General features: G+C 66.9%; 11 protein-coding genes and 1 pseudogene. 6 read left to right on the top strand and 6 right to left on the bottom strand.

The genetic code is table 11. From position 1 onward, the window contains the following. Nucleotides 1-2,523 (bottom strand): MMPL family transporter, encoded by a 2,523-nt coding sequence (locus QF050_RS17610; protein ID WP_308931571.1) that lies wholly within the window; start codon nucleotides 2,521-2,523, stop codon nucleotides 1-3. A 15-nt stretch (nucleotides 2,524-2,538) separates the two neighbouring features. After that, nucleotides 2,539-3,216, bottom strand: a complete 678-nt coding sequence (locus QF050_RS17605) for a TetR/AcrR family transcriptional regulator (RefSeq protein ID WP_308931570.1) — start codon at nucleotides 3,214-3,216, stop codon at nucleotides 2,539-2,541. Nucleotides 3,217-3,392: 176 nt separating this feature from the next. On the opposite strand from QF050_RS17605, the gene QF050_RS17600 reads away from it, so the two are divergent. Beyond that, on the top strand, nucleotides 3,393-3,953 hold the full coding sequence (locus QF050_RS17600; protein ID WP_308931569.1) for a hypothetical protein: 561 nt from the start codon (nucleotides 3,393-3,395) through the stop codon (nucleotides 3,951-3,953). Between the two features lie 130 nt (nucleotides 3,954-4,083). On the opposite strand, the gene QF050_RS17595 is transcribed toward QF050_RS17600, so the two are convergent. From QF050_RS17595 to QF050_RS17580, 4 genes and pseudogenes are all read right to left on the bottom strand, one after another. Next, on the bottom strand, nucleotides 4,084-5,523 hold the full coding sequence (locus QF050_RS17595) for a dicarboxylate/amino acid:cation symporter (protein WP_308931568.1): 1,440 nt from the start codon (nucleotides 5,521-5,523) through the stop codon (nucleotides 4,084-4,086). A gap of 213 nt (nucleotides 5,524-5,736) precedes the next feature. Beyond that, a pseudogene (locus QF050_RS17590) lies at nucleotides 5,737-7,423 on the bottom strand (DUF885 domain-containing protein). Between the two features lie 40 nt (nucleotides 7,424-7,463). Further along, nucleotides 7,464-7,712, bottom strand: a complete 249-nt coding sequence (locus QF050_RS17585; protein WP_308931567.1) for an acyl-CoA carboxylase subunit epsilon — start codon at nucleotides 7,710-7,712, stop codon at nucleotides 7,464-7,466. 50 nt (nucleotides 7,713-7,762) lie between these two features. Then, nucleotides 7,763-9,346, bottom strand: coding sequence for an acyl-CoA carboxylase subunit beta (locus QF050_RS17580; protein WP_308931566.1), 1,584 nt, complete (start codon nucleotides 9,344-9,346; stop codon nucleotides 7,763-7,765). 215 nt (nucleotides 9,347-9,561) lie between these two features. On the opposite strand from QF050_RS17580, the gene QF050_RS17575 reads away from it, so the two are divergent. The 5 genes from QF050_RS17575 to QF050_RS17555 all read left to right on the top strand — a co-directional run bounded on the left by QF050_RS17575 (nucleotide 9,562) and on the right by QF050_RS17555 (nucleotide 19,608). Continuing rightward, entirely contained in the window at nucleotides 9,562-10,449 is an 888-nt protein-coding gene (locus QF050_RS17575; RefSeq protein WP_308931565.1) for an NAD(P)-dependent oxidoreductase, read from the top strand. 129 nt (nucleotides 10,450-10,578) lie between these two features. Further along, nucleotides 10,579-11,487, top strand: coding sequence for a biotin--[acetyl-CoA-carboxylase] ligase (locus tag QF050_RS17570; protein WP_308931564.1), 909 nt, complete (start codon nucleotides 10,579-10,581; stop codon nucleotides 11,485-11,487). Continuing rightward, nucleotides 11,480-12,076, top strand: a complete 597-nt coding sequence (locus tag QF050_RS17565; protein ID WP_308931563.1) for a PH domain-containing protein — start codon at nucleotides 11,480-11,482, stop codon at nucleotides 12,074-12,076. Before QF050_RS17570 ends, QF050_RS17565 begins: the two co-directional genes overlap by 8 nt. Next, a complete protein-coding gene (locus QF050_RS17560) occupies nucleotides 12,066-13,292 on the top strand; it encodes an adenylate/guanylate cyclase domain-containing protein (RefSeq protein ID WP_308931562.1) in 1,227 nt (408 codons plus the stop codon). The genes QF050_RS17565 and QF050_RS17560 overlap by 11 nt, the downstream gene beginning before the upstream one ends. A 187-nt stretch (nucleotides 13,293-13,479) precedes the next feature. Beyond that, the gene (locus QF050_RS17555; RefSeq protein ID WP_308931561.1) at nucleotides 13,480-19,608 is read left to right on the top strand and encodes an Ig-like domain-containing protein; all 6,129 of its coding nucleotides are present in this window, start codon (nucleotides 13,480-13,482) and stop codon (nucleotides 19,606-19,608) included. The last annotated feature ends 166 nt before the right edge of the window (nucleotides 19,609-19,774 follow it).

Raw genomic sequence — 19,774 nt, 5'->3', positions numbered from 1 at the left:
CTAGTGGACCAGTTCGCCCGGGGCGGCGGCGGCCGGGCCACGGTTGAGCTTGGCCCCTTCCACGTCCACGTCCGGCAGGATCCGGTCCAGCCACCGCGGCAGCCACCAGGACCTGGCACCCAGCAGGTACATCACGGCCGGGACAATGGTCATCCGGACCACGAAGGCGTCGAACAGGACACCGAAGGCCATGGCAAAGCCCAGCGGCCGGACCATGGTGAGGTGGCTGAAGATGAAGCCGGAGAACACGCTGACCATGATGATCGCAGCGGCTGTCACCACGGCGGCTGCGTGCCGGAAGCCCACCCGGACAGCTTCCTTGGCCTCGGAGCCGTGCATGTACGCCTCGCGCATGCCGGAGGCGATGAACACCTGGTAGTCCATGGCCAGCCCAAACAGCACGCCGATCAGGATGATGGGCAGGAAGCTGAGCACGGCGCCCGGGTTGGCGACGTCGAACACGCCCCCCAGCCAGCCCCACTGGTACACCGCCACCACCGCGCCGAAGGCCGCCGACAGGGACAGCAGGAACCCGCCGGTGGCCAGCAGCGGGACCACGATGGAGCGGAACACCAGCAGCAACAGGACCAGGGAAAGCCCGACGACGATCGCCAGGTAGGGCGGCAGGGCGGCGCCGAGCTTGGTGGAGACATCCACGTTGCCGGCCGTCTGCCCGGTCAGGCCCATGGCGACGCCGTAGTCCGACTGGATTTCGCCGTTGAGTCCGCGCAGTTCGGCGACCACTTTGACGGTGCTCGCGCTGGCGGGGCCTTCCTTGGGAATGACCTGGAACACGGCGGTCCGGCGGTCCTCGCTCAGGGCCACCGGCACGGCGGCCACCACGTTGTCCACGGCGCGGAGCTTGTCCGCGATGTCGTACTGCAGCTTCTGCGCCTGGCCTGCGTCCAGGTTCGCTGGGAACTCGCCCACCGCCACGATCGGGCCCGTCACACCCTCGCCGAAGCTGCGCGCCGTCAGGTCATAGGCCTGGTAGGCCTCCGAATCCACAGGCTCGGAGCCGCCGTCCGGCAGGGCCAGCTGCAGCTGCGTGGCCGGCAGTGCCAGGGTGCCGAGCACCAGGACGCCGGCCACCAGGGCAACCCACGGGTGCCGGGTGACCAGTCCGCCCCAACCGCGCGTACTGCGCTGCCGGTCGGTGGCGAGGTCTGCGGCTTCGTGGCCCGGCTCGGCGTTGTGCGCCTCGGCCTTGGCCCATGCCCGCCGGGAGATGATGCGGCGGCCGATCAGGGACAGCACGGCGGGGGTCAGGGTGATGGCCACGAGCACGGCCACGGCCACGGTCCCCGCCGCCGCAAGGCCCATGACGGTGAGGAACGGCAGCCCGGGGACCACCAAGGCAGCGAGGGCGATGATGACGGTGAGGCCGGCGAAGACCACCGCGTTGCCGGAGGTGCCGTTGGCCCGGGCCACCGACTCCTCTGCGTCCATCCCGGCCAGGAGCTGGGTCCGGTGCCGGTTGACGATGAACAGTGAGTAGTCGATGCCGACGGCGAGGCCGAGCATGAGGGCCAGCATGGGGGAGATGGAGCTCATGTCGAACAGGCCGGAGAGTGCAAAGGTCACGCCCACGCCCACGCCGACGCCCATGATGGCCATCAGCAGCGGCAGGCCGGCGGCGATCAGGGTACCCAGCATGAGGATCAGGACCAGCGCGGCGACCGCGATGCCCACGATCTCCGCTGTCCCGAACAGGGCCGAGATGTCCTCCGTGATTTCCTTGCTGGCCAGCGCCTTGACGCCGGCTGACGACGTTTCATGGGCGATGTCCTGAACCTGTTTCCGGACCGCCGGGGCCAGCCCGTTGATGGAGGTGTTGAACTGGACCTGGGCGACGGCGGCCTGGTTGTCCTCGGAGACGAAACGGATGGCGGATGCCGCCTGGGCCTGGCGTTTGCCGAGCTCCAGCTTGGCCTTGTTGGCCTCCAGTTCCTGGGTGCCGGCGTCGAGCTTGGCCTGGCCTGCCGCCAGCGCCGCCTTCTGCTGGCCGAGTTGGGCGTCGATCACTGCTGCCGGTGCCCCGGCGGCCGTGAGCTGCTGCTCGGCCGCGGCCAGCTGCGCCTTGCCGGCGTCCAGCTGGGCCCGGGAAGCGTCGAGCTGTGCCTGGCCGGCGGCCAGCTGCTGTTCACCGTCCGTGATCGCCTTGGCGGCCTGGTCCACCTGGGCCTGGGTGGCGAACGGGTCAACTGTGCCGCGGACCTCGGGCAGCGTCTGGAGCTTCTTCAGCGCGTCTGTGACGGCGGCGCGGCTCTGGTCCGTGAAGCCGCCGCCCGGGGCTTCGAACACGATGGTCGCGCTTCCGCCGGAGGCGGACGGGAGGTCCTGCTTGAGCTTGTCAGCGATCCGTTGGGTTTCGGTTCCAGGGATCTGGAAGTTGTTGGACAGGGTGCCGTGGAATGCTGCGGCCGAGCCGCCCACGGCCACCAGCACGGCGAGCCACAAGGAGATGACAAGCCAGCGCCGGCGGTAGGAGAACTTGCCAAGGCGGTAGAGGAGGAGTGCCATGCGGAACCGATCTGATCAGGAGGAGCGGGTAGCGGAAGGTGAAGCAGCGGGGGTGAAGCCTGTGCCCAGCAGGGCTATCGAGTCGATCAGCAGTTGGCGCAGCTCGGTCAGGGAACCTGCTGTGAGGTCCGGGCCCCGCCTGCTGAACCAGACCTCCATGGCGGCCTTGCCACAGGAGATGATGGAGCCGGCCAAAGCGTGGACATAGAGTTCGTCCTGCCCGCCCGGCGTGCCGGCGAGGCGCTCGCGGGCGACGGCGAAGACCTGCGCCCGGCAGTGGTCCCATGCTTCCAGTTCGGAGTGGGCCATCAGCGGGCTCTGCTGGGTCAGGGTAAACAGTTCTGCCAGCGGAGCGACGGCTTTGGGATCGGCCAGGGCCACCAGGGCCGCCTGGGCCGATTCGAGCATGGGCTCCTCTGCCGGGCGGAGCCGCAACTGTTGGATGGCGGTGTCCAGGAAACCGTGCACGATGGATGCCAGGGCCGCGTCGGTGCTGCTGAAGTAGTTGAAGAACGTGCGGCGCGAGATTCCGGCGGCGTCGGCGATGTCCTCCACCGTGAAGTTTCCCGGGCCCTTGGCGCGCAGCAGTCCAAGGGCGGCGTCGGTAATGGCCTGCCTGGTGGCTGCCTTGTTCAACTCCCGCCGCGACTGCGGTGCCTGCTGGTCATCGGGGGAGGGGAGGGTGGTTGGCACGTAATTACACTACGTGCAACTTTGCACTATATGCAACCAAATTCCGGTTCGGATTCACAGGAGAACGAAAGGTTCCCAACAGCCTTTCCCGAACCTGGCGGTGGATGCTTGAGAGGTCTCGGTGAGAGAGGCATAAACCTACAGCCGTCGCAGGACGGCGAATCAGGAGACAAGAGATGTCACGTACCAAGAAGATGACCCTGGGCCTGTCAGCGGCTGCGCTGGTCCTTGGCGCCGGTATCGGAGTGGCCGGCATGGCCTCCGCAACCACCACGACGCCAACTCCCACACCCACCGCCAGCTCAAGCGCCTCGACTGATGGAGGCAACGGCGCCGCCCCCGATGGCATGCACAGGCACGGCGGCCGCGGCGGCCACGGCGAAGACCAGGCTGCCGCGCTGGCCACCAAGCTCGGCGTGGACCAGACCAAGGTCCAGGACGCGCTGAAGGCCTTCCGCGAAGCCAACAAGCCCACCGCCCCGGCTGACGGCCAGAAACCGGACCCGGCCGCCCGCGAAGCAGCGCTTGCGAAGTCGCTGGCCGACGCGCTGGGAATTGACGAGTCGAAGGTGACGGCCGCCCTCCAGGAGATCCGCAGCGATGAGCAGTCTGAGCACGCTGCAGAGCTCAAGACCCGCCTGGACAAGGCTGTCACCGACGGAAAGCTGACGCAGGCCGAAGCCGATGCCGTAACCAAAGCGGTCCAGAACGGCGTGATCGGCGGTGGCGGGCGCTGACCGAAGCCCCGGGCCCGGCGGAACCATGGTTCCCCTGACCGGTAGAAGTCCCTAACAGTACGAAGTCCCTAAACAGCACGAAGTCCCCCGGGAAAATTTCCCGGGGGACTTCGTGCTGCGGGGCTGCTGGTTACGCCTTGGCGTCCTGCAGTTCGCGCGGAGTGGTGTCGGCGCTGATTCCATCGGTGGGCTCACCGGCGGCGGCGTCATTGTCATCCACGAACGGGGTGCCGTTGCGCGGTGCGTTGTACAGCGACTCGTCCAGGATGCCCTGGCGCTTGGCCACGATGGTGGGAACCAGGGCCTGGCCCGCAACGTTCACGGCGGTGCGGCCCATGTCCAGGATGGGGTCGATGGCGAGCAGGAGCCCGACGCCGGCCAGCGGCAGTCCCAGCGTGGAGAGGGTCAGCGTCAGCATCACCACGGCGCCGGTGGTGCCGGCGGTCGCTGCGGAGCCCAGCACGGAGACCAGGGCGATCAGCACGTACTGGCTGAAGTCCAGGTGGATCCCGAAGAACTGGGCCACGAAGATCGCGGACACGGCCGGGTAGATGGCCGCGCAGCCGTCCATCTTGGTGGTGGCGCCCAGCGGCACTGCGAAGGAAGCGTAGGCGCGCGGGACGCCGAGGCTGCGTTCAGTGACGCGCTGGGTCAGCGGCAGGGTGCCCACCGAGGAACGGGACACGAAGGCCAGCTGGACGGCCGGCCACACACCGGAGAAGTACTGCTTGATGGACAGGCCGTGGCTGCGGACCAGGACGGGGTAGACCACGAACAGCACCAGGGCCAGGCCAACGTAGATCGCGACGGCGAACTTGCCGAGCGAGCCGATGGTGTCCCAGCCGTAGACTGCGACGGCGTTGCCGATCAGGCCGATGGTGCCGAGCGGAGCGATGCGGATGATCCACCACAGCACTTTCTGGATGACGGCAAGGGCCGAGGCGTTCAGGTTCAGGAAGGGCTCAGCGGCCTTGCCGACCTTGAGGGCCGCAACGCCGACGGCGATGGCGATCACCAGGATCTGCAGGACGTTGAAGCTGACCGAGGTGGTGACTGCGCCGGAGTCGCCAACGGTGGAACTGGCGCCGAGGCCCAGGAAGTTCTTGGGAAAGAGGCCTACGAGGAACGCCCACCAGTCACCGGATTTGCCGGTGTACTTGGCTTCCTCGGTGATGCCGGTGTTGGCGCCGGGCTGCAGCAGCACGCCCAGGCCGATACCGATCAGCACCGCAATCAGGGACGTGATGGCGAACCACAGGAGCGTGTTCCATGCCAGCCTGGCAGCGTTGGATACCTGGCGCAGGTTGGAGATGGAGCTGACGACGGCGGTGAAGATCAACGGAACCACGGCGGTCTGCAGCAGCGAGACGTAGCTCGAGCCGATGGTCTGCAGCGTGGCGCCGAGGGCGTTCGGGTTGGCCTTGGTGCTGCCGGTGTACTTGGCCAGCAGGCCGAGGCCAAGGCCCACGACGAGGGCGGCAATGATCTGGAAGCCGAAGGAGGCCGCCCACTTGGGCAACTGGAATCCGGTCTTCCCCGCGGAGGATGGGGTGCTTGTCTGAGTGGTCACCAGAACAAGCTAGACCTGCACCGCATACCACGTCGAAAGAATATTGAGAAATATTACGCAACTACAATAACGCCCGGCGCTGCAAAACCCCTGAAAACCAAGGCAGGCAGCGGCGTTTGTTACTTATTCCCGGACCGGATGTGCTTAATGTCTCTCACCCCAGTGGTTGAGCCTGTCGAAACCGAGGGGGTTTCGACAGGCTCAACCACCGGATTATCCCAAGAGCGCCCGGCGGAGGGTGTCCAGTCCTACGGAGCCGATGTTGAGGGCCTTGGTGTGGAACTCCTTGAGGTCGAACCCCGGCCGGGACTCAAGTTCGGCGCGGATTTGTTCCCAGAGCCGCTGGCCCACCTTGTAGGAGGGTGCCTGGCCCGGCCAGCCGAGGTAGCGGGTGAACTCGAAATTGAGCTGGCCTTCGCTGATGGGGAGGTTTTCCTTGAGGAAGCCGTAGCCCTTGTCGGCGGTCCAGGTGCCGGATCCCCAGCGTTCGGGCACGTCCAGCTCGAGGTGCACGCCGATGTCGAAGACGACGCGGGCGGCCCGCATGCGCTGCATGTCCAGCATTCCCATGTGGTCGCCGGGGTCGGTGAGGTAGCCCAGTTCCTGCATCAGTTTCTCGGCGTAGAGGGCCCAGCCTTCGCCGTGCCCGGAGGTCCAGCAGACGTTGCGGCGCCAGTTGTTCAGCAGTTCCCGCCGGTAGGTGGCGGTGGCTACCTGGAGGTGGTGGCCGGGGACGCCCTCGTGGTACACGGTGGTGGTCTCGGCCCAGGTGGTGAAGGTGTCCTCGCCGGCGGGGACGGACCACCACATGCGGCCGGGGCGGGCTGAAGTCGTCGGACGGGCCGGTGTAGTAGATGCCGCCCTCGTCCGTGGGGGCGATCCGGCATTCGAGGGTCTTCATGACATCCGGAATGTCGAAGTGCACTCCGGCGAGCCCGGCCATGGCCTTGTCAGAGAGGTCCTGCATCCATGCTTGCAGTGCGTCGGTGCCTTTCAGCTGCCGTGCGGGATCGTTGTTGAGGATTTCCTTGGCTTCGGCGATGGTGGCGCCGGCCTTGATGGTGGCGGCAACGCGTTCCTGTTCGGCGATGAGGCGGTCCAGTTCCTGGACGCCCCAGGCGTACGTTTCTTCGAGGTCCACTTCGGCGCCGAGGAATGAGCGGGAAGCCAGTGCGTAACGTGCCCTGCCCACGGCGTCCTTCTCAGGCGCGGCCGGGAGCAGCTCGGTGCGCAAGAACTCTGCCAGCCCGGCGTAGGCGCTGCGGGCGGCTCCGGCTCCGGCGTCGAGCTTGTCCTGAAGTGCCGCGGGCAGCGGTCCGTCAGCGGTGGCTGCACCGGCGGCCACCTTGGCGAAGAATCCGTCTGCTGCCGCGTACTTGGTCACCTGTTCGATGACGATCCGCACCTGCCGGGCGGCGGCCACCCGGCCGGCGTCCCGGGCCATGCGCAGGGATTCGATATAGCCGCTGATGGCGGCCGGCACGTTGCCAGCGCGGCCGGCGATGTGTTCCCAGTCCTGCCCGGTGGCGGTGGGCATGAGGTCGAAGATGGCCCGGATGTCCTGCGCGGGGGAGGCGATGTTGTTCAGTTCGGCGTACTCCCAGCCGGAGGCGTGGATCAGCAGTTGCAGGCCGAGCCGCTCCCGCATGGCATCCAGGGTGACGGCGTCCACGTCGTCTTCCGGCTCCAGGCCCTCCAGTGAGGCCAGTGCGTCCCGCGCGGCCTCGGCGAATCCGGCGATGCCTGCGGGGGAGAAGTCCTGGTATTCCGTCTCGTGGCCCGGCAGGCCAAGGGTGGTGGCGAACGTCGGGTTGAGTCTGATCAGGGTGTCCGTGTAAGCGTCAGCGACGGCGTCGATGCGGGTATGCGGGCGCGCGGCGGGTGCAGTGTCTGTAGTCACATTCCGAGACTACCCGGCTGGGCGGACCGGGTGGGGAGGGTCAGCTGTGGCTGCGCTTCCAGGCGCCGGGGCCGGGCGACGGGGCGAGCCGCAACTGTTGCCGGCGCACCCAGTGCCGCACGCTGGGGGACTTGGCGGGGGCTGGGCTTTCCCCGCCCAGGGAAAGGACGACGGCGGTGAGTGCGGCCAGCTCCTCGGCGTTCGGCTGTCCTTTGACGACAGAAAGCAGCGGAGCAGCTTCGGTCTCCCGGGCTTCGCCGGCCTCCGTGGGATCCTGCGCTGGGCCCACGCCCGCAGGGTTCCCTGGCTGAGCTTGCGAAGTTAGGGGGCGGGTGGGGATCACAGCGGGATGTTCCCGTGCTTCTTGGCGGGGAGGCTGGCGCGTTTGTCGCGCAGTGCCCGCAGGCCCTTGATGATCTGGACGCGGGTCTCGGAGGGGGCGATCACGGCGTCCACATAGCCCAGTTCTGCCGCCTGGTAGGGGTTGAGGAGTTCTTCCTCGTACTGCCGGATGACCTCGGCGCGGCGGGCTTCGACGTCCCCGCCATCTTCCGCTACGGCGGCGAGGTCGCGGCGGTAGAGGATGTTAACGGCACCCTGGGCACCCATGACGCCGATTTGCGCGGTGGGCCACGCCAGGTTCAGGTCGGCGCCAAGCTTCTTGGAGCCCATCACGATGTAGGCGCCGCCGTAGGCCTTGCGGGTGATGACGGTGAGCTTGGGGACGGTGGCCTCGGCGTATGCGTAGAGGAGCTTGGCGCCGCGCCGGATGATGCCCTGGAACTCCTGGTCCTTGCCGGGAAGGAAGCCGGGAACGTCCACCAGGGTGATGATGGGGATGTTGAAGGCGTCGCAGTGGCGGACGAACCGGGCCGCTTTTTCGGAGGCGGCGATGTCCAGGGTGCCGGCGAACTGCAGCGGCTGGTTGGCAACGATGCCCACCGTATGGCCCTCCACGCGGCCGTAGCCGATCATCACATTGGGTGCGTAAAGTGCCTGCATCTCAAGGAAGTGCCCGTCGTCCACGATCTGTTCGACGACGGCCCGCATGTCGTAGGGCTGGTTGGCGGAGTCCGGAACCAGCGCGTCCAGGGCGAGGTCGTCGTCGTCGACCTCCAGCTCTTGCTGGTGTCCCAGCACGGGTGCCTCCGAGAGGTTGTTGGAGGGCAGGAAGTCCAGCAGTTCGCGCACGAACTCGATGGCGTCGGTTTCGTCGGAGGCCAAGTAGGTGGACGTTCCGGTGGTGGCGTTGTGCTGCCGTGCGCCACCCAGCGTTTCCATGTCCACGTCCTCGCCGGTGACTGTCTTAATGACGTCGGGGCCGGTGATGAACATGTGGGAGGTCTTGTCCACCATCACCACGTAGTCGGTGAGGGCGGGGGAGTAGGCGGCGCCGCCGGCGGAGGGGCCCATGATGAGCGAGATCTGCGGCACCACGCCGGACGCGTGGACGTTGTTCCGGAAGATGTCCGCGAACATGGCCAAGGACGCCACGCCTTCCTGGATGCGTGCGCCGCCGCCGTCCAGGATGCCCACCACGGGGCAGCCATTGCGGAGTGCGAATTCCTGGACCTTGACGATCTTTTCGCCGTTGACCTGGCTCAGCGATCCGCCGTAGACGCTGAAATCCTGGCTGTAGACGGCCACCAGGCGGCCGTCAACGGTGCCGTAGCCGGAGACCAGGCCGTCGCCCAGCGGCTTCTTCTTTTCCATGCCGAAGGCCGTGGAGCGGTGCACGGCAAGGGCGTCGAATTCAACAAACGAGTCTTCGTCCAGGAGCAGTTCGATGCGTTCGCGGGCGGTGTTCTTGCCGCGGGCATGCTGCTTTTCGATGGCCTCAAGGCCGGAGGGCTGTGCGGCACGCGCCTGGCGGTCGCGGAAATCTGCGATCTTTCCCGCTGTCGTTGTCAGATCGTGGCTCATCAAGTGTCTCCGGCTCTGTAGCAAGTCAGTTCTGTTGGCTGGCGGTCCGAATTGGCGGGAGCTTTAAGTAGCATCCACACAAAAGACGAACCCTGCTGGCAAGTCTAATGACGCATTCGGCGCCCGCAGCTGTAGGGAACCTACAATTTTCTGCCGTTCCAGCACCCTCTCCATTATGTTACCCGCCAGTAACTTAGTTGGGTTACAGTGTTCCCATGACTTCAAGCAATGAGGCTTTGCAGACGTCCGAGAGCCCCTACCGGGCGGCTGGTTCCCTGGCGGGTCGCACCATTCTGATCTCCGGCGGAAGCCGCGGAATCGGCCTGGCCATCGCCAAGAGGGCGGCCCGGGACGGCGCCAACATTGTGCTACTGGCCAAAACCGGCAATCCGCACCCGAAATTGGCGGGCACCGTCTTTACCGCCGCCGAGGAACTGGTGGAGGCGGGCGGCCAGGCGTTGCCGCTGGTGGGCGACGTCCGCCGGGACGAGGACGTCGCAGGAGCCGTGGCCGCAGCCGTGGAACGCTTCGGCGGCATCGACGTCGTCATCAACAACGCCTCGGCCATCGACCTCTCCACCACTGACGCCGTCGAGATGAAAAAATACGACCTCATGCAGGACATCAACGTCCGCGGAACCTTCCTGCTGTCCAAGCTCGCGCTCCCCGCGCTGCGGGCCTCGGCGCAGGGGCATATCCTGACGCTGTCCCCGCCGCTGAACCTGCACCCCTCCTGGGCAGGGAAACACCTCGCCTACACCATGGCCAAGTACGGGATGAGCCTGACCACGCTGGGCCTGGCCGAGGAACTGAAAGCCGACGGCGTCCGGGTGAACTCCCTGTGGCCGTGCACCCTGATCGACACGGCAGCCATCCGTAACATGCCGCACGGCGAAAAAATGGTGCTGGCCGCCCGGGGCCCGCAAATCATGGCCGATGCCGCCCACGCCATCCTGACGGGAAGCCACCTTGCCGCCGGAGATGCGGTGTCAGGCAACTTCTATACGGACGAGCAGGTTCTGGCGGCCGCGGGCGTCACGGACTTCCGTCCGTACAGCCTTGGTGCACCGGAAGACCAGTTGGTTCCGGACATCTTCCTTTAGGGCCGACTGCTTCCACCCGGTCCACACGCCCACCGCCATTGCCGGCGGGTGTGCGGTGGGCCCGTGCGGCGTCCCGGGGGGATTCCGGGCTGCTCGGTGGTCTTCAGCTTCGCTCGGTAGGATTCAGGTATGGATGACGCGCACGTACCGGGCACCCCCCTGAACCGAATGGACCTGGCAGACCAGCGTTTCCTCTCCGCCACGGGCATCCCCCGGATCGACGTCGTGGACTCGACCGGTTCCACCAATGCCGACCTCCTGCGGGCCGTCACGGTGGAAAGCGCAGCCTGGCCGGACCTTTCTGTCCTGACCGCCGAATACCAGACTGCCGCCCGGGGCCGGCTGGACAGGCGTTGGGAAGCGCCACCGCTGAGCTCGGTGTCCGTCTCCGTGGTGTTGCGTCCCGTCAATGCGGACGGCCGCCCGCTCCCTACGCAGAGCTACTCCTGGTTGTCACTGATCGCCGCCCTTGCGCTGCGCGAGACCTTGCTGGAGACCGCCGGCATCCCGGCCGAGCTCAAGTGGCCCAACGATGTCCTGGTGCGCGGCCGGAAGATCGCCGGCATCCTGGCCCAGCTTGGCCCGATGGCGGACGGCAACGTGCCGCCCGTCGTCCTGGGCACCGGGTTGAACGTCACCCTGCGTGAACGCGAACTCCCGGTCCCCACCGCGACATCGGTGGCGCTCGAAGGTGCCCGGACCACCGACCGCACCGCCCTGCTGAAGAGCTACCTGGCCCATTTCGCCACCCTCTACCGCAGTTTCTGCAACGCCGACGGCGACCCCACGGCCGGGTTGGCCGGCGGCCCTTCCCTGCACAAGCGGGTGGAGGCCGTGATGGTTACGCTCGGCAAGCAGGTGCGGGCACAGCTGCCCGGCGACCACGAGATCATTGGACACGCCTCCCGGCTGGATGACTACGGCTCCCTGCTGGTGGTGGACCGCGACGCGCGGGAGCACGTGGTGACCGCCGGCGACGTAGTGCACCTGCGGCCGTGGACATCACCGGAAGAACCCGGCCAAGGCGGTTATGCGTAGAAGCCTCGTTCCCGGGGAACAAGTTATCGTCACCACCCGCCCCCAGCCCAGGAAACTGGCCGGTGCAGCCGCAGCTTTCGTACTGGCGCCGGCGCTGGCAGCCTTCGCCAGCGCCTGGATCATCCGCGGCGGCGCTGCCCGGGTGGTGCCGGCCCTGGGCCGGCAATGGACGTCATGGCTCGTCGCCTGCTGCGTCCTTGCAGCAGCCGCCGTATGGCTGGGCTACTGCCTGCCGCGGCTGCTCCGCTGGCAAGGCACCCGTTACACCCTGACCAGCCAGCGGATGGTGGCCCGGTACGGCGTGCTGAACCGGCGCGACCAACAGGTGAACCTGGTGTCCGTGCGTAACCTGACCGTCCACGAATCCCTGCTTCAGCGGTTGGTGCGCTCCGGGAATATATCCTTGGAAACCGGGCACCAGGGCGTGGTGACCTTTCCTGACGTGCCCGAGGTTGCCCGGTTCCGCGACTTTATCCTCGACGCCATCGGGGAACTGCCGGACGACACTGAGGCCCGGCCGGGTGCGACGTACTATCCCGCCGGGGCTTTTCCGGAGGACATGAGAGAAGGTGGACGGGATGACCGATGAGGACCAGCAGGAACGCGTCAACAGCATCGATCCCGGCTCCGCCGCCGTCGACACCGCCGCAGGATTCCAAGGCGAACCGGCTGCCGGGGACTCCCGGCCTGTATCGGAGCCACCCGCGTCCGAACCCGCACCACCGGAAGCCGCCGCGGACAGGCACCCGGCTACCGGCGCCATGTCTGCCGAACGCCTCGCCATGAAAGCCCTGGAAGCAAGGCTCCTCGGCGGGGAACGCAAGCTCCGTCGTCGTGAAGTGGCCGCCGGCGCAGGCCTCTCCCTCCTCTCCGCCCGCAAACTCTGGCGCGCCCTGGGGTTCCCGAACTTCGGCGACGACGACGTTGCCTTCACCGAACGCGACCAGGCGGCCCTGTCCACCATGGTGGACTTGGTCCGCGCCGGCAAGCTCACGGAGGAAGCGGCCATCTCGGTCACGCGCGCCATTGGCCAAATGACGGACCGGATGGTCGTGTGGCAGATCGAGGCCCTCGTGGAAGATATGGTCCACGAGCAGGGCGTCACGGACGCCGTCGCCCGCAAGCGCCTGGTCAACGAACTTCCCGCCCTGGTGGACGCACTCGAGGAGGTGCTCGTCTACTCCTGGCGCCGCCAGCTCAACGCGGGCGTCCAACGGCTCGCCGTACGCGCCGAGGCCGGCCTCCAGGCGAGCGAGGAGGGCCGCGAGGGCGACGAGGACGACGCCCCGCTGCCTCTGGCCCGCGCCGTCGGCTTCGCCGACCTGGTGTCCTACACCAGCCTGTCCCGGCGGATGAACGAAAAGACGCTGGCCCGGCTGGTCCAGCGGTTCGAAAACAAGTGCGCCGAAATCATCTCGGTGGGCGGTGGCCGGCTGGTCAAGACCGTGGGCGACGAAGTCCTCTACATCGCCGAAACCCCAGCCGCCGGCGCCGAGATCTCCCTGGCGCTCGCCGAAGCTTTCACCGCCGACGAAATCCTTCCCGAAGCCCGGGTGGCCATGGTGTGGGGAAGGATCCTGTCCCGCCTCGGCGACATCTACGGCCCCACCGTCAACCTGGCGGCCCGCCTGACCACCCTCGCTGACCCGGGAACCGTGCTGGTGGACTCCATGACCGCCTCCGCCCTGGAGCACGACGAGCGGTTCGTCATGATTCCCCAAGACCCGGAAAATGTCCGCGGTTTCGGTGAAATCAAACCGGTCCGCCTCACCCGTGGACGCGGCAAGGGCCTGGTCCTGGACTAGGAGCCTCACCTGCCACGGGTGCTGCCGGCCGGCCGAAAACAATTTGTCCACTTGTTGGCGGATAGCGGTATGGTTGTGGTGCCCGGAGTCCAGTGACACCGGCTGCCGGCAGGGGCAGAGAGCTATCGGGGGATAACACTTCATGAAACGTCGGGACCAAGCGCGCGCTGAAAGCCCTGCTTCAGCCATGCCCTGGAAGCGCCGGCTGCTGGGCTCGCGGTGGTTCGCCGGTACTGCGTTTGGTGTGGTGGTGGGTGTGGTGGTGACGGGTGCGGTGTTGTATCCGGGGTTTAAGACCACTGAGGTTGAGTTGAATGATGGTGGCGTGTGGGTGGTGTCGAAGGCTAAGAATGCTGTGGGGCGCCTTAATTATCCTTCGCGGGTGTTGGATGGTGCGGTGACGCCGGCGTCGACGACGTTTGATGTGTTGCAGCATGCCGGTGAGGTGTTTGTTGATGATGCGACTGGTTCGACGTTGAATCAGGTGTCGCCGGCGAATATGCGTCTTGGCGGGGATAAGCGGTTGCCGGGCTCTGCTGCGGTGAGTTTTGGGGCGCAGACGATTTCGGTGACGGATCCGGGGTCGGGCAAGGTGTGGGCGGTGTCGCCGTCGACGGTGAATGGTTTTGATGAGGAGGCGTCGGAGCCTGTTTTGGTGGGTTCTGAGGGGATTGTTTCTGCGGTCGGGGCTGATGACCGGATTTATTCGGCGGATCCGAAGACCGGTGTGGTGTCGGTGACGGGGGTGGATGCCGATGGTGTGGTGACGTCCTCGGAGTCCGGTGCGTGGGATGGGCTTAAGGGTGCCGGGGATCTGCAGATGACGGTGGTGGGGGATAAGCCGGTGGTGTTGGATGCTGCGGCTGGGAACCTGTTTTTGCCTGGTGGTAAGCGGTTGGTGTTGGAGAATGCGCGGGATGCGAAGTTGCAGCAGGCCGGCCCGGGCAGTGATTTTGTGGCTGTTGCGACGCGGAAGGCGTTGTTGAAGCAGCCTCTTGATGGGGCGGCGGCGAAGACGGTGTCGTTTGATGGTGAGGGTGTGCCTGCTGCTCCGGTGCAGTTGGGCGGGTGTGTGCATGCGGCGTGGTCGGGGGCGAACAAGTATGTTCGTGACTGCACCAATGATGCTGATGACAAGAATGTTCCGGTGCCTAAGGCGAGTGCGTCGCCGTCGTATGTTTTCCGGGTGAACCGGGACCTGGTGGTCCTGAATGATGTGAACTCGGGCAATGTGTGGCTGGTGAACCAGAACATGCAGCTGGTCAACAACTGGGACGACGTCATCCCGCCGCAACAGACCTCGGACGACGCCGACAAGGACTCCGCCGATGAGGTGCAGCAGACCGTCCTGCCGGACCGCACCAAACCCAACAGCGCCCCCGTGGCCAAACCGGACACCTTCGGTGTGCGCGCCGGAAAGACCACCGTCCTTCCCGTGCTGGACAACGACTCCGACCCCGACGGCGACGTCCTGACCGTCCGCACGCCCGACCCCCTGAAGTCAGGCCTGCTCGCGCCGATCTACGGCGCCACCGGGTTCCAGGTCAGTGTCGGCGCCGACAAGACCGGCTCCGAGACGTTCAAATACACGGTGGACGACGGCCGCGGCCTGTCAGCCTCCGCCGATGTCACGCTCAACATCGTGCCGCCGGGAGAGAACTCGGCGCCCAGGCAAAAGCCCAACCGCAACACCACCCTGGTGGTGCAGGCAGGCAAGGTGGTCAGCCAAAACATCCTCACCGACTGGATCGACCCCGACGGCGACGACCTCTTCGTCGTCGGCGCCACCGGCAGCGACCCCCGCGACCAAGTCCGGATCCGGCCCGACGGCCTGCTCAGCTTCCAGGATTCCGGGGCGGAACCGGGACGCAAAACCGTCACCGTGACCGTCTCCGATGGCCGGTCCACCACCGAGGGAAAGGTCACCGTCGACGTCCGCGCGCCCGGAGCGCTGCCGCCCATCGCCAACGCCGACCACGTGGTCGCCGTCGCCGGAGTGGACACGGTGATCGCGCCGCTGAAGAACGACTCAGACCCGCAAGGCGGCGCGCTGCGCCTCGCCCAGGTGACCCCGGACGGCAACTCCACCGCCACGATGGGGGCCGACCAGCAAACCTTCACGTTCAATTCCACCGCCGAGGGCGCGCACTACGTTACTTACCTGGCCACCAACGGACCTGCCAGCGCCCAGCAATTGGTGCGTGTCGACGTCGTACCCGGCAGCGGCGACGGCGCCCCCGTGGCCGTGCGCGACACTGCGCTGCTGCCCAGCGGCGGCAACGTGCTGGTGGATGTCCTCGGCAATGACTCCGACCCCTCCGGCGGCGTGCTCGTGGTCCAGTCCGTGACGGCTGCGGACGGCCTGCCCATCAGCGTCTCCGTGCTGGACCACTCCGTTGTCCGGATCACCGACATCCGTGCCCAGGGCCAGCTCACCGTCAAATACACCATCTCCAACGGCAAAGCCTCCGCCACCGGCGAGATTGCCGTGCTGGTGGTCCCCGCCCCGGCGAAACTGCAGGCACCCCAGGCCAAACCGGACGAGGCCACGGTCCGCGCGGGCGACGTCGTCACCATCCCCGTGCTGGCCAACGACACCGATCCCAATGGCGGCGCGCTCACCCTTGAACCGCAGTTGGCCCAGCAGCCGGACCCCGCGGACGGGCGCATCTTCACGGCTGGCGGAGCGGTGCGGTTCATCGCCGGAGACGTGCCCAAGACCGTGTACGCGATCTACAAGGTCACCAACGAATCAGGCCAGTCCGACTCCCAGCAGGTCACCATCCGGATCCGGGCCCGCGACGATCAGCTCAACACCCGGCCCGAACCGAAGAACCTCACCGCCAGGGTTGTGGCGGGCATGACCGTCCGCATCCCCGTACCCCTCGACGGCGTGGACAGCGACGGCGACTCCGTCCAGCTGACCGGGGTGGACAAGGCCCCTGCCATGGGCACGGCCGTGGTCAAGGACGGCTACCTCGAATTCACCGCAGCGGGTAACGCGGCAGGCACAGACACGTTCACCTACCGGGTCCGGGACCGCATCGGGGCCGAGAACACCGGCACCGTGATCGTCGGCATCGCACCGGCGGAAGCCACCAACCAGAAGCCCATTGCCGTTGACGACGCCGTGGACGTCCGCCCGGGACGCAAGATCGCCGTCGACGCCCTCACCAACGATTCAGACCCTGATGGTGACCCGATCACCCTGGTGTCCAACGGCTTCGAAGCCCGCCCGGACCTCGGCGTGGAGGCAGCCGAAGGCGGAAAGGTGCTGCTCACGGCCCCGAATGCCGCCGGTAACGAAAGCGTCAGCTACAAGATCCAGGACGACAAGAAAGCCCAGGCCGGTGCCGTGATCCGGGTGAAAGCCAGCCCCGACGCCGCGCTGAAGGCCCCGGTTGCCAAGGACGATGTGGTCACCCAGGCCGAGACGCTGGGCAAGTCCGCCGTCGACGTGCCGGTCCTGAAGAACGATTCAGACCCCGACGGCGTGGCGTCCGAACTCAAGATCGGCCTGCCTGACGGCAACCCCAACGCCCGCGTCACCGGCGACGGCACCGTGCGCGTCACGCTGGGGCCGGCAGACCAGCTGGTGCCCTACACCGTCACCGACGTTGACGGCCAAAGCGCGACGGCTGTCATCTGGGTGCCGGGGCAGGGCGAGCAACATCCCACCCTGGCCAAGACCGAACCCGTAGAGGTCATGTCAGGCAAGGAAATCACCCTCAACCTGGCGGATTACGTCCGGGTGCGGGAAGGCCGCACGCCCCGGATCACCCAGGTGGACAAGGTCCGGGTCCTGGGCGCAGAACCGGACAACGTGGTGGCCGGAAACGGCAATGCCCTGCGTTACGCCGCCCTCAAGGACTACGTGGGTCCCGGCTCCATCACCTTCGAAGTGACTGACGGCACAGGACCGGACGACCCCGCCGGCCTCAAGTCCACGCTGAGCATCATCACCAAGGTCATCCCGGACCCCAACGCCAACCATCCGCCCACCTTCAGCGGCGCCACCCTCGACGTTCCCGCCGGCGAGTCGGCCACCCTGGACCTCGGCAACCTGGCCAAGGACGTGGACGCCGGCGACCAGGACAAGCTCAAGTTCGAACTCGACGGCTCCCTGCCCGAGGGCTTCAACGCAACCGTGGACAAGGCAACCCTTAAGGTGACTCCTGATTCGGCCCGAGCCGCCGGCTGGAAGGGCAGCATCCCGCTCAAGGTCACCGACGGCCGCTCCGATCCGGTCCGCGCTACCATCACCGCCACCGTGGTCGCCTCCAACCGGCCGCTGCCCACGGCCAACGAGGACGTGGTGGAAAAGGCGAACGCCGGCAAGTCCGAGACCGTCAACGTCCTCGCCAACGACTTCAACCCCTTCCCGGAGACGCCCCTCCGGATCACCTCCGCCACCGTGGAGACCGGCTCGGCCGCAGGGCAGCCTGCCGTGTCGGGGGACTCGATCACGGTCACCCCGGCCAGCGGGTTCAAAGGCGTGATGGTGGTGCGGTACACCATCATGGACAAGACCGGGGACGTGTCCCGACAGACCGACGGCCGGGTCAGGCTCACCGTCCGCGACCGGCCCGACGCGCCCTCTGCGCCTTCTGCAACGGATGTCCGGAGCCGGACGGCCGTGCTCAAGTGGACACCGCCGTCGGACAACGGCGCAGCCATCACCAAATACACCGTGCACTCCGCCAGCGGCTTCAGCCAGGAGTGTGCCACCACCACCTGCACGCTGACCGGCCTGACCAACGACGTCAAGTACGTCTTTACCGTTACCGCCACGAACGAGGTCAACGAATCCGATCCGTCGCCGGCCTCCAACGAGATCAGGCCCGACGAAAAGCCGTCGCCGCCGGACGCCCCCGCCGTCAAGGCCGGCGACAAGAACATGGAAATCACGTGGCCGGCAGCCAAGACGGAAGGCTCGGCCGTCAAGAACTACAACCTGGAGATCTCACCGCCGCCAGCGAACGGGGCAGCGGTCAAGAACGGCGTGACCGGGCTGAGCTACACCTGGCCCGGACTCACCAACGGCGTGCGTTACAAGGTGCGCGCCCAGGCAGTCAACGAACTCGGCCCCTCAGACTGGAGCCCCTACTCTGCCGAGGACAACCCTGCCGGTGTTCCCGCGGCACCTGCCGCTCCGACGTCGTCCGTGGCCTCCTCGGTGGGAACGTCCAACCAGCTCAAGGTGGACTGGAACGAGCCAAACACCAACGGTGACGCCATCAGGAACTACTACGTCACCATGAGCGGTGGCGGCGGGGCGGCCCAAACGCAGATGGTGGCCGGCACCGTCCGGACGGCCAACTTCACCGCCAACAATTCCGAAGCGTCGTACACCTTTACCGTGCAGGCAGAGAACAAGGCCGGCAAGGGCGCTGTCAGTGCGGCGTCCGCTCCCCGCCGCGCCACGGGCAAGCTCGCACAGGTCTCCGGCGTAAGCGCCACGGAGGCCAACACCGGCGGTGCCGGCCGCTCCGTCACCATCAACTTCCGCGAGCTCACGGCCGCCGAACGCAATGGCTCAACGTACGCCGAAGTCAGTTACACCTACCGGGCCAGCACGGGACAGTCGGGGCCGATCAGGCCCGGGCAGACCGTCGGCGGGTTCGCCAACGGCAGTTCCACGGCCATCACCGTGATCGCCAACTCCTCGGTGGCGCCCAGTTCCGACGCCAGCACTCCGGCCACCGCCAACCCGTACGGTGCGCCGGGCACGCCCTCGGCCTCAGGGCAGGACGGTGCCGAGAACCAGAAGAACCTGACCCTGAGCTGGGCGTCCCCGGCAGCAGGCAGCTACGACATCGCCTACACCCAGATCAGGATCGACGGCGGGGGCTGGGAACGGGTGGCAGCCTCCGGCAGCCGCACCATCAACACCGCCGGCTTCAACGAGCGGCATTCGATCGACGTGCAGACGGTCAATTCACGCGGCACCGGCGGGCCCCTCGCCTCGGCGTCTGCCCAGTCCGGCGCGGCCAAGACCCGCTGGACCACCAGGCTGGCCAGCGGCATGGATCGCAGCTGTACCGACCTGCCCGGCGCCACCTCCTACGATCCGCAGAACTTCACCTGCGACGGGCAAAGCGGCTACAACCGGCCGTGGATGTCGCACCTGGACACCTTCGACGTCATGTGCTGGAAGCCGCACGGCACCACCTACAGCGGGGACGGCCAGTGGTACTACATCATGCGCGGCTCACCGAACGCCACCCGCTGGATCCAGTCGCTGCACACCACGCTGGGCTCGCCGGCACAGAGCGGAGTACCGCTGTGCACCTTCCCGACAGGAGCAACGCCATAGCCGCCGGGCACCGGGCAACGGTCCCGGCCGGTGCCCGGCAGGGGATAGAGGTCCCCATCGCGGGGTCTTGCGGGGCTTCGGTAGTCTTGGCGCGGGGAAAGAAAGCCTGCTGCCTGTCCCGCGAACAGGCCGGTATCCGGCAACACAATCTGAGGGAAAAGTAACG

Origin of the sequence: Arthrobacter sp. SLBN-112, from assembly GCF_030944625.1 — a bacterium.
GTDB lineage: Bacteria > Actinomycetota > Actinomycetes > Actinomycetales > Micrococcaceae > Arthrobacter.
Note: the sequence above shows the minus strand (reverse complement) of the source record. Positions and strands in the feature narration are given on the sequence as shown.

Excerpts from the sequence above, each read along its gene's own strand:
- QF050_RS17575 (WP_308931565.1), top strand. The coding sequence starts at position 9,562 with ATGACTTCAAGCAATGAGGCTTTGCAGACGTCCGAGAGCCCCTACCGG.
- QF050_RS17560 (WP_308931562.1), top strand. The coding sequence starts at position 12,066 with ATGACCGATGAGGACCAGCAGGAACGCGTCAACAGCATCGATCCCGGC.
- QF050_RS17565 (WP_308931563.1), top strand. The coding sequence starts at position 11,480 with ATGCGTAGAAGCCTCGTTCCCGGGGAACAAGTTATCGTCACCACCCGC.
- QF050_RS17580 (WP_308931566.1), bottom strand. The coding sequence starts at position 9,346 with ATGAGCCACGATCTGACAACGACAGCGGGAAAGATCGCAGATTTCCGC.
- QF050_RS17555 (WP_308931561.1), top strand. The coding sequence starts at position 13,480 with ATGCCCTGGAAGCGCCGGCTGCTGGGCTCGCGGTGGTTCGCCGGTACT.
- QF050_RS17570 (WP_308931564.1), top strand. The coding sequence starts at position 10,579 with ATGGATGACGCGCACGTACCGGGCACCCCCCTGAACCGAATGGACCTG.
- QF050_RS17600 (WP_308931569.1), top strand. The coding sequence starts at position 3,393 with ATGTCACGTACCAAGAAGATGACCCTGGGCCTGTCAGCGGCTGCGCTG.
- QF050_RS17610 (WP_308931571.1), bottom strand. The coding sequence starts at position 2,523 with ATGGCACTCCTCCTCTACCGCCTTGGCAAGTTCTCCTACCGCCGGCGC.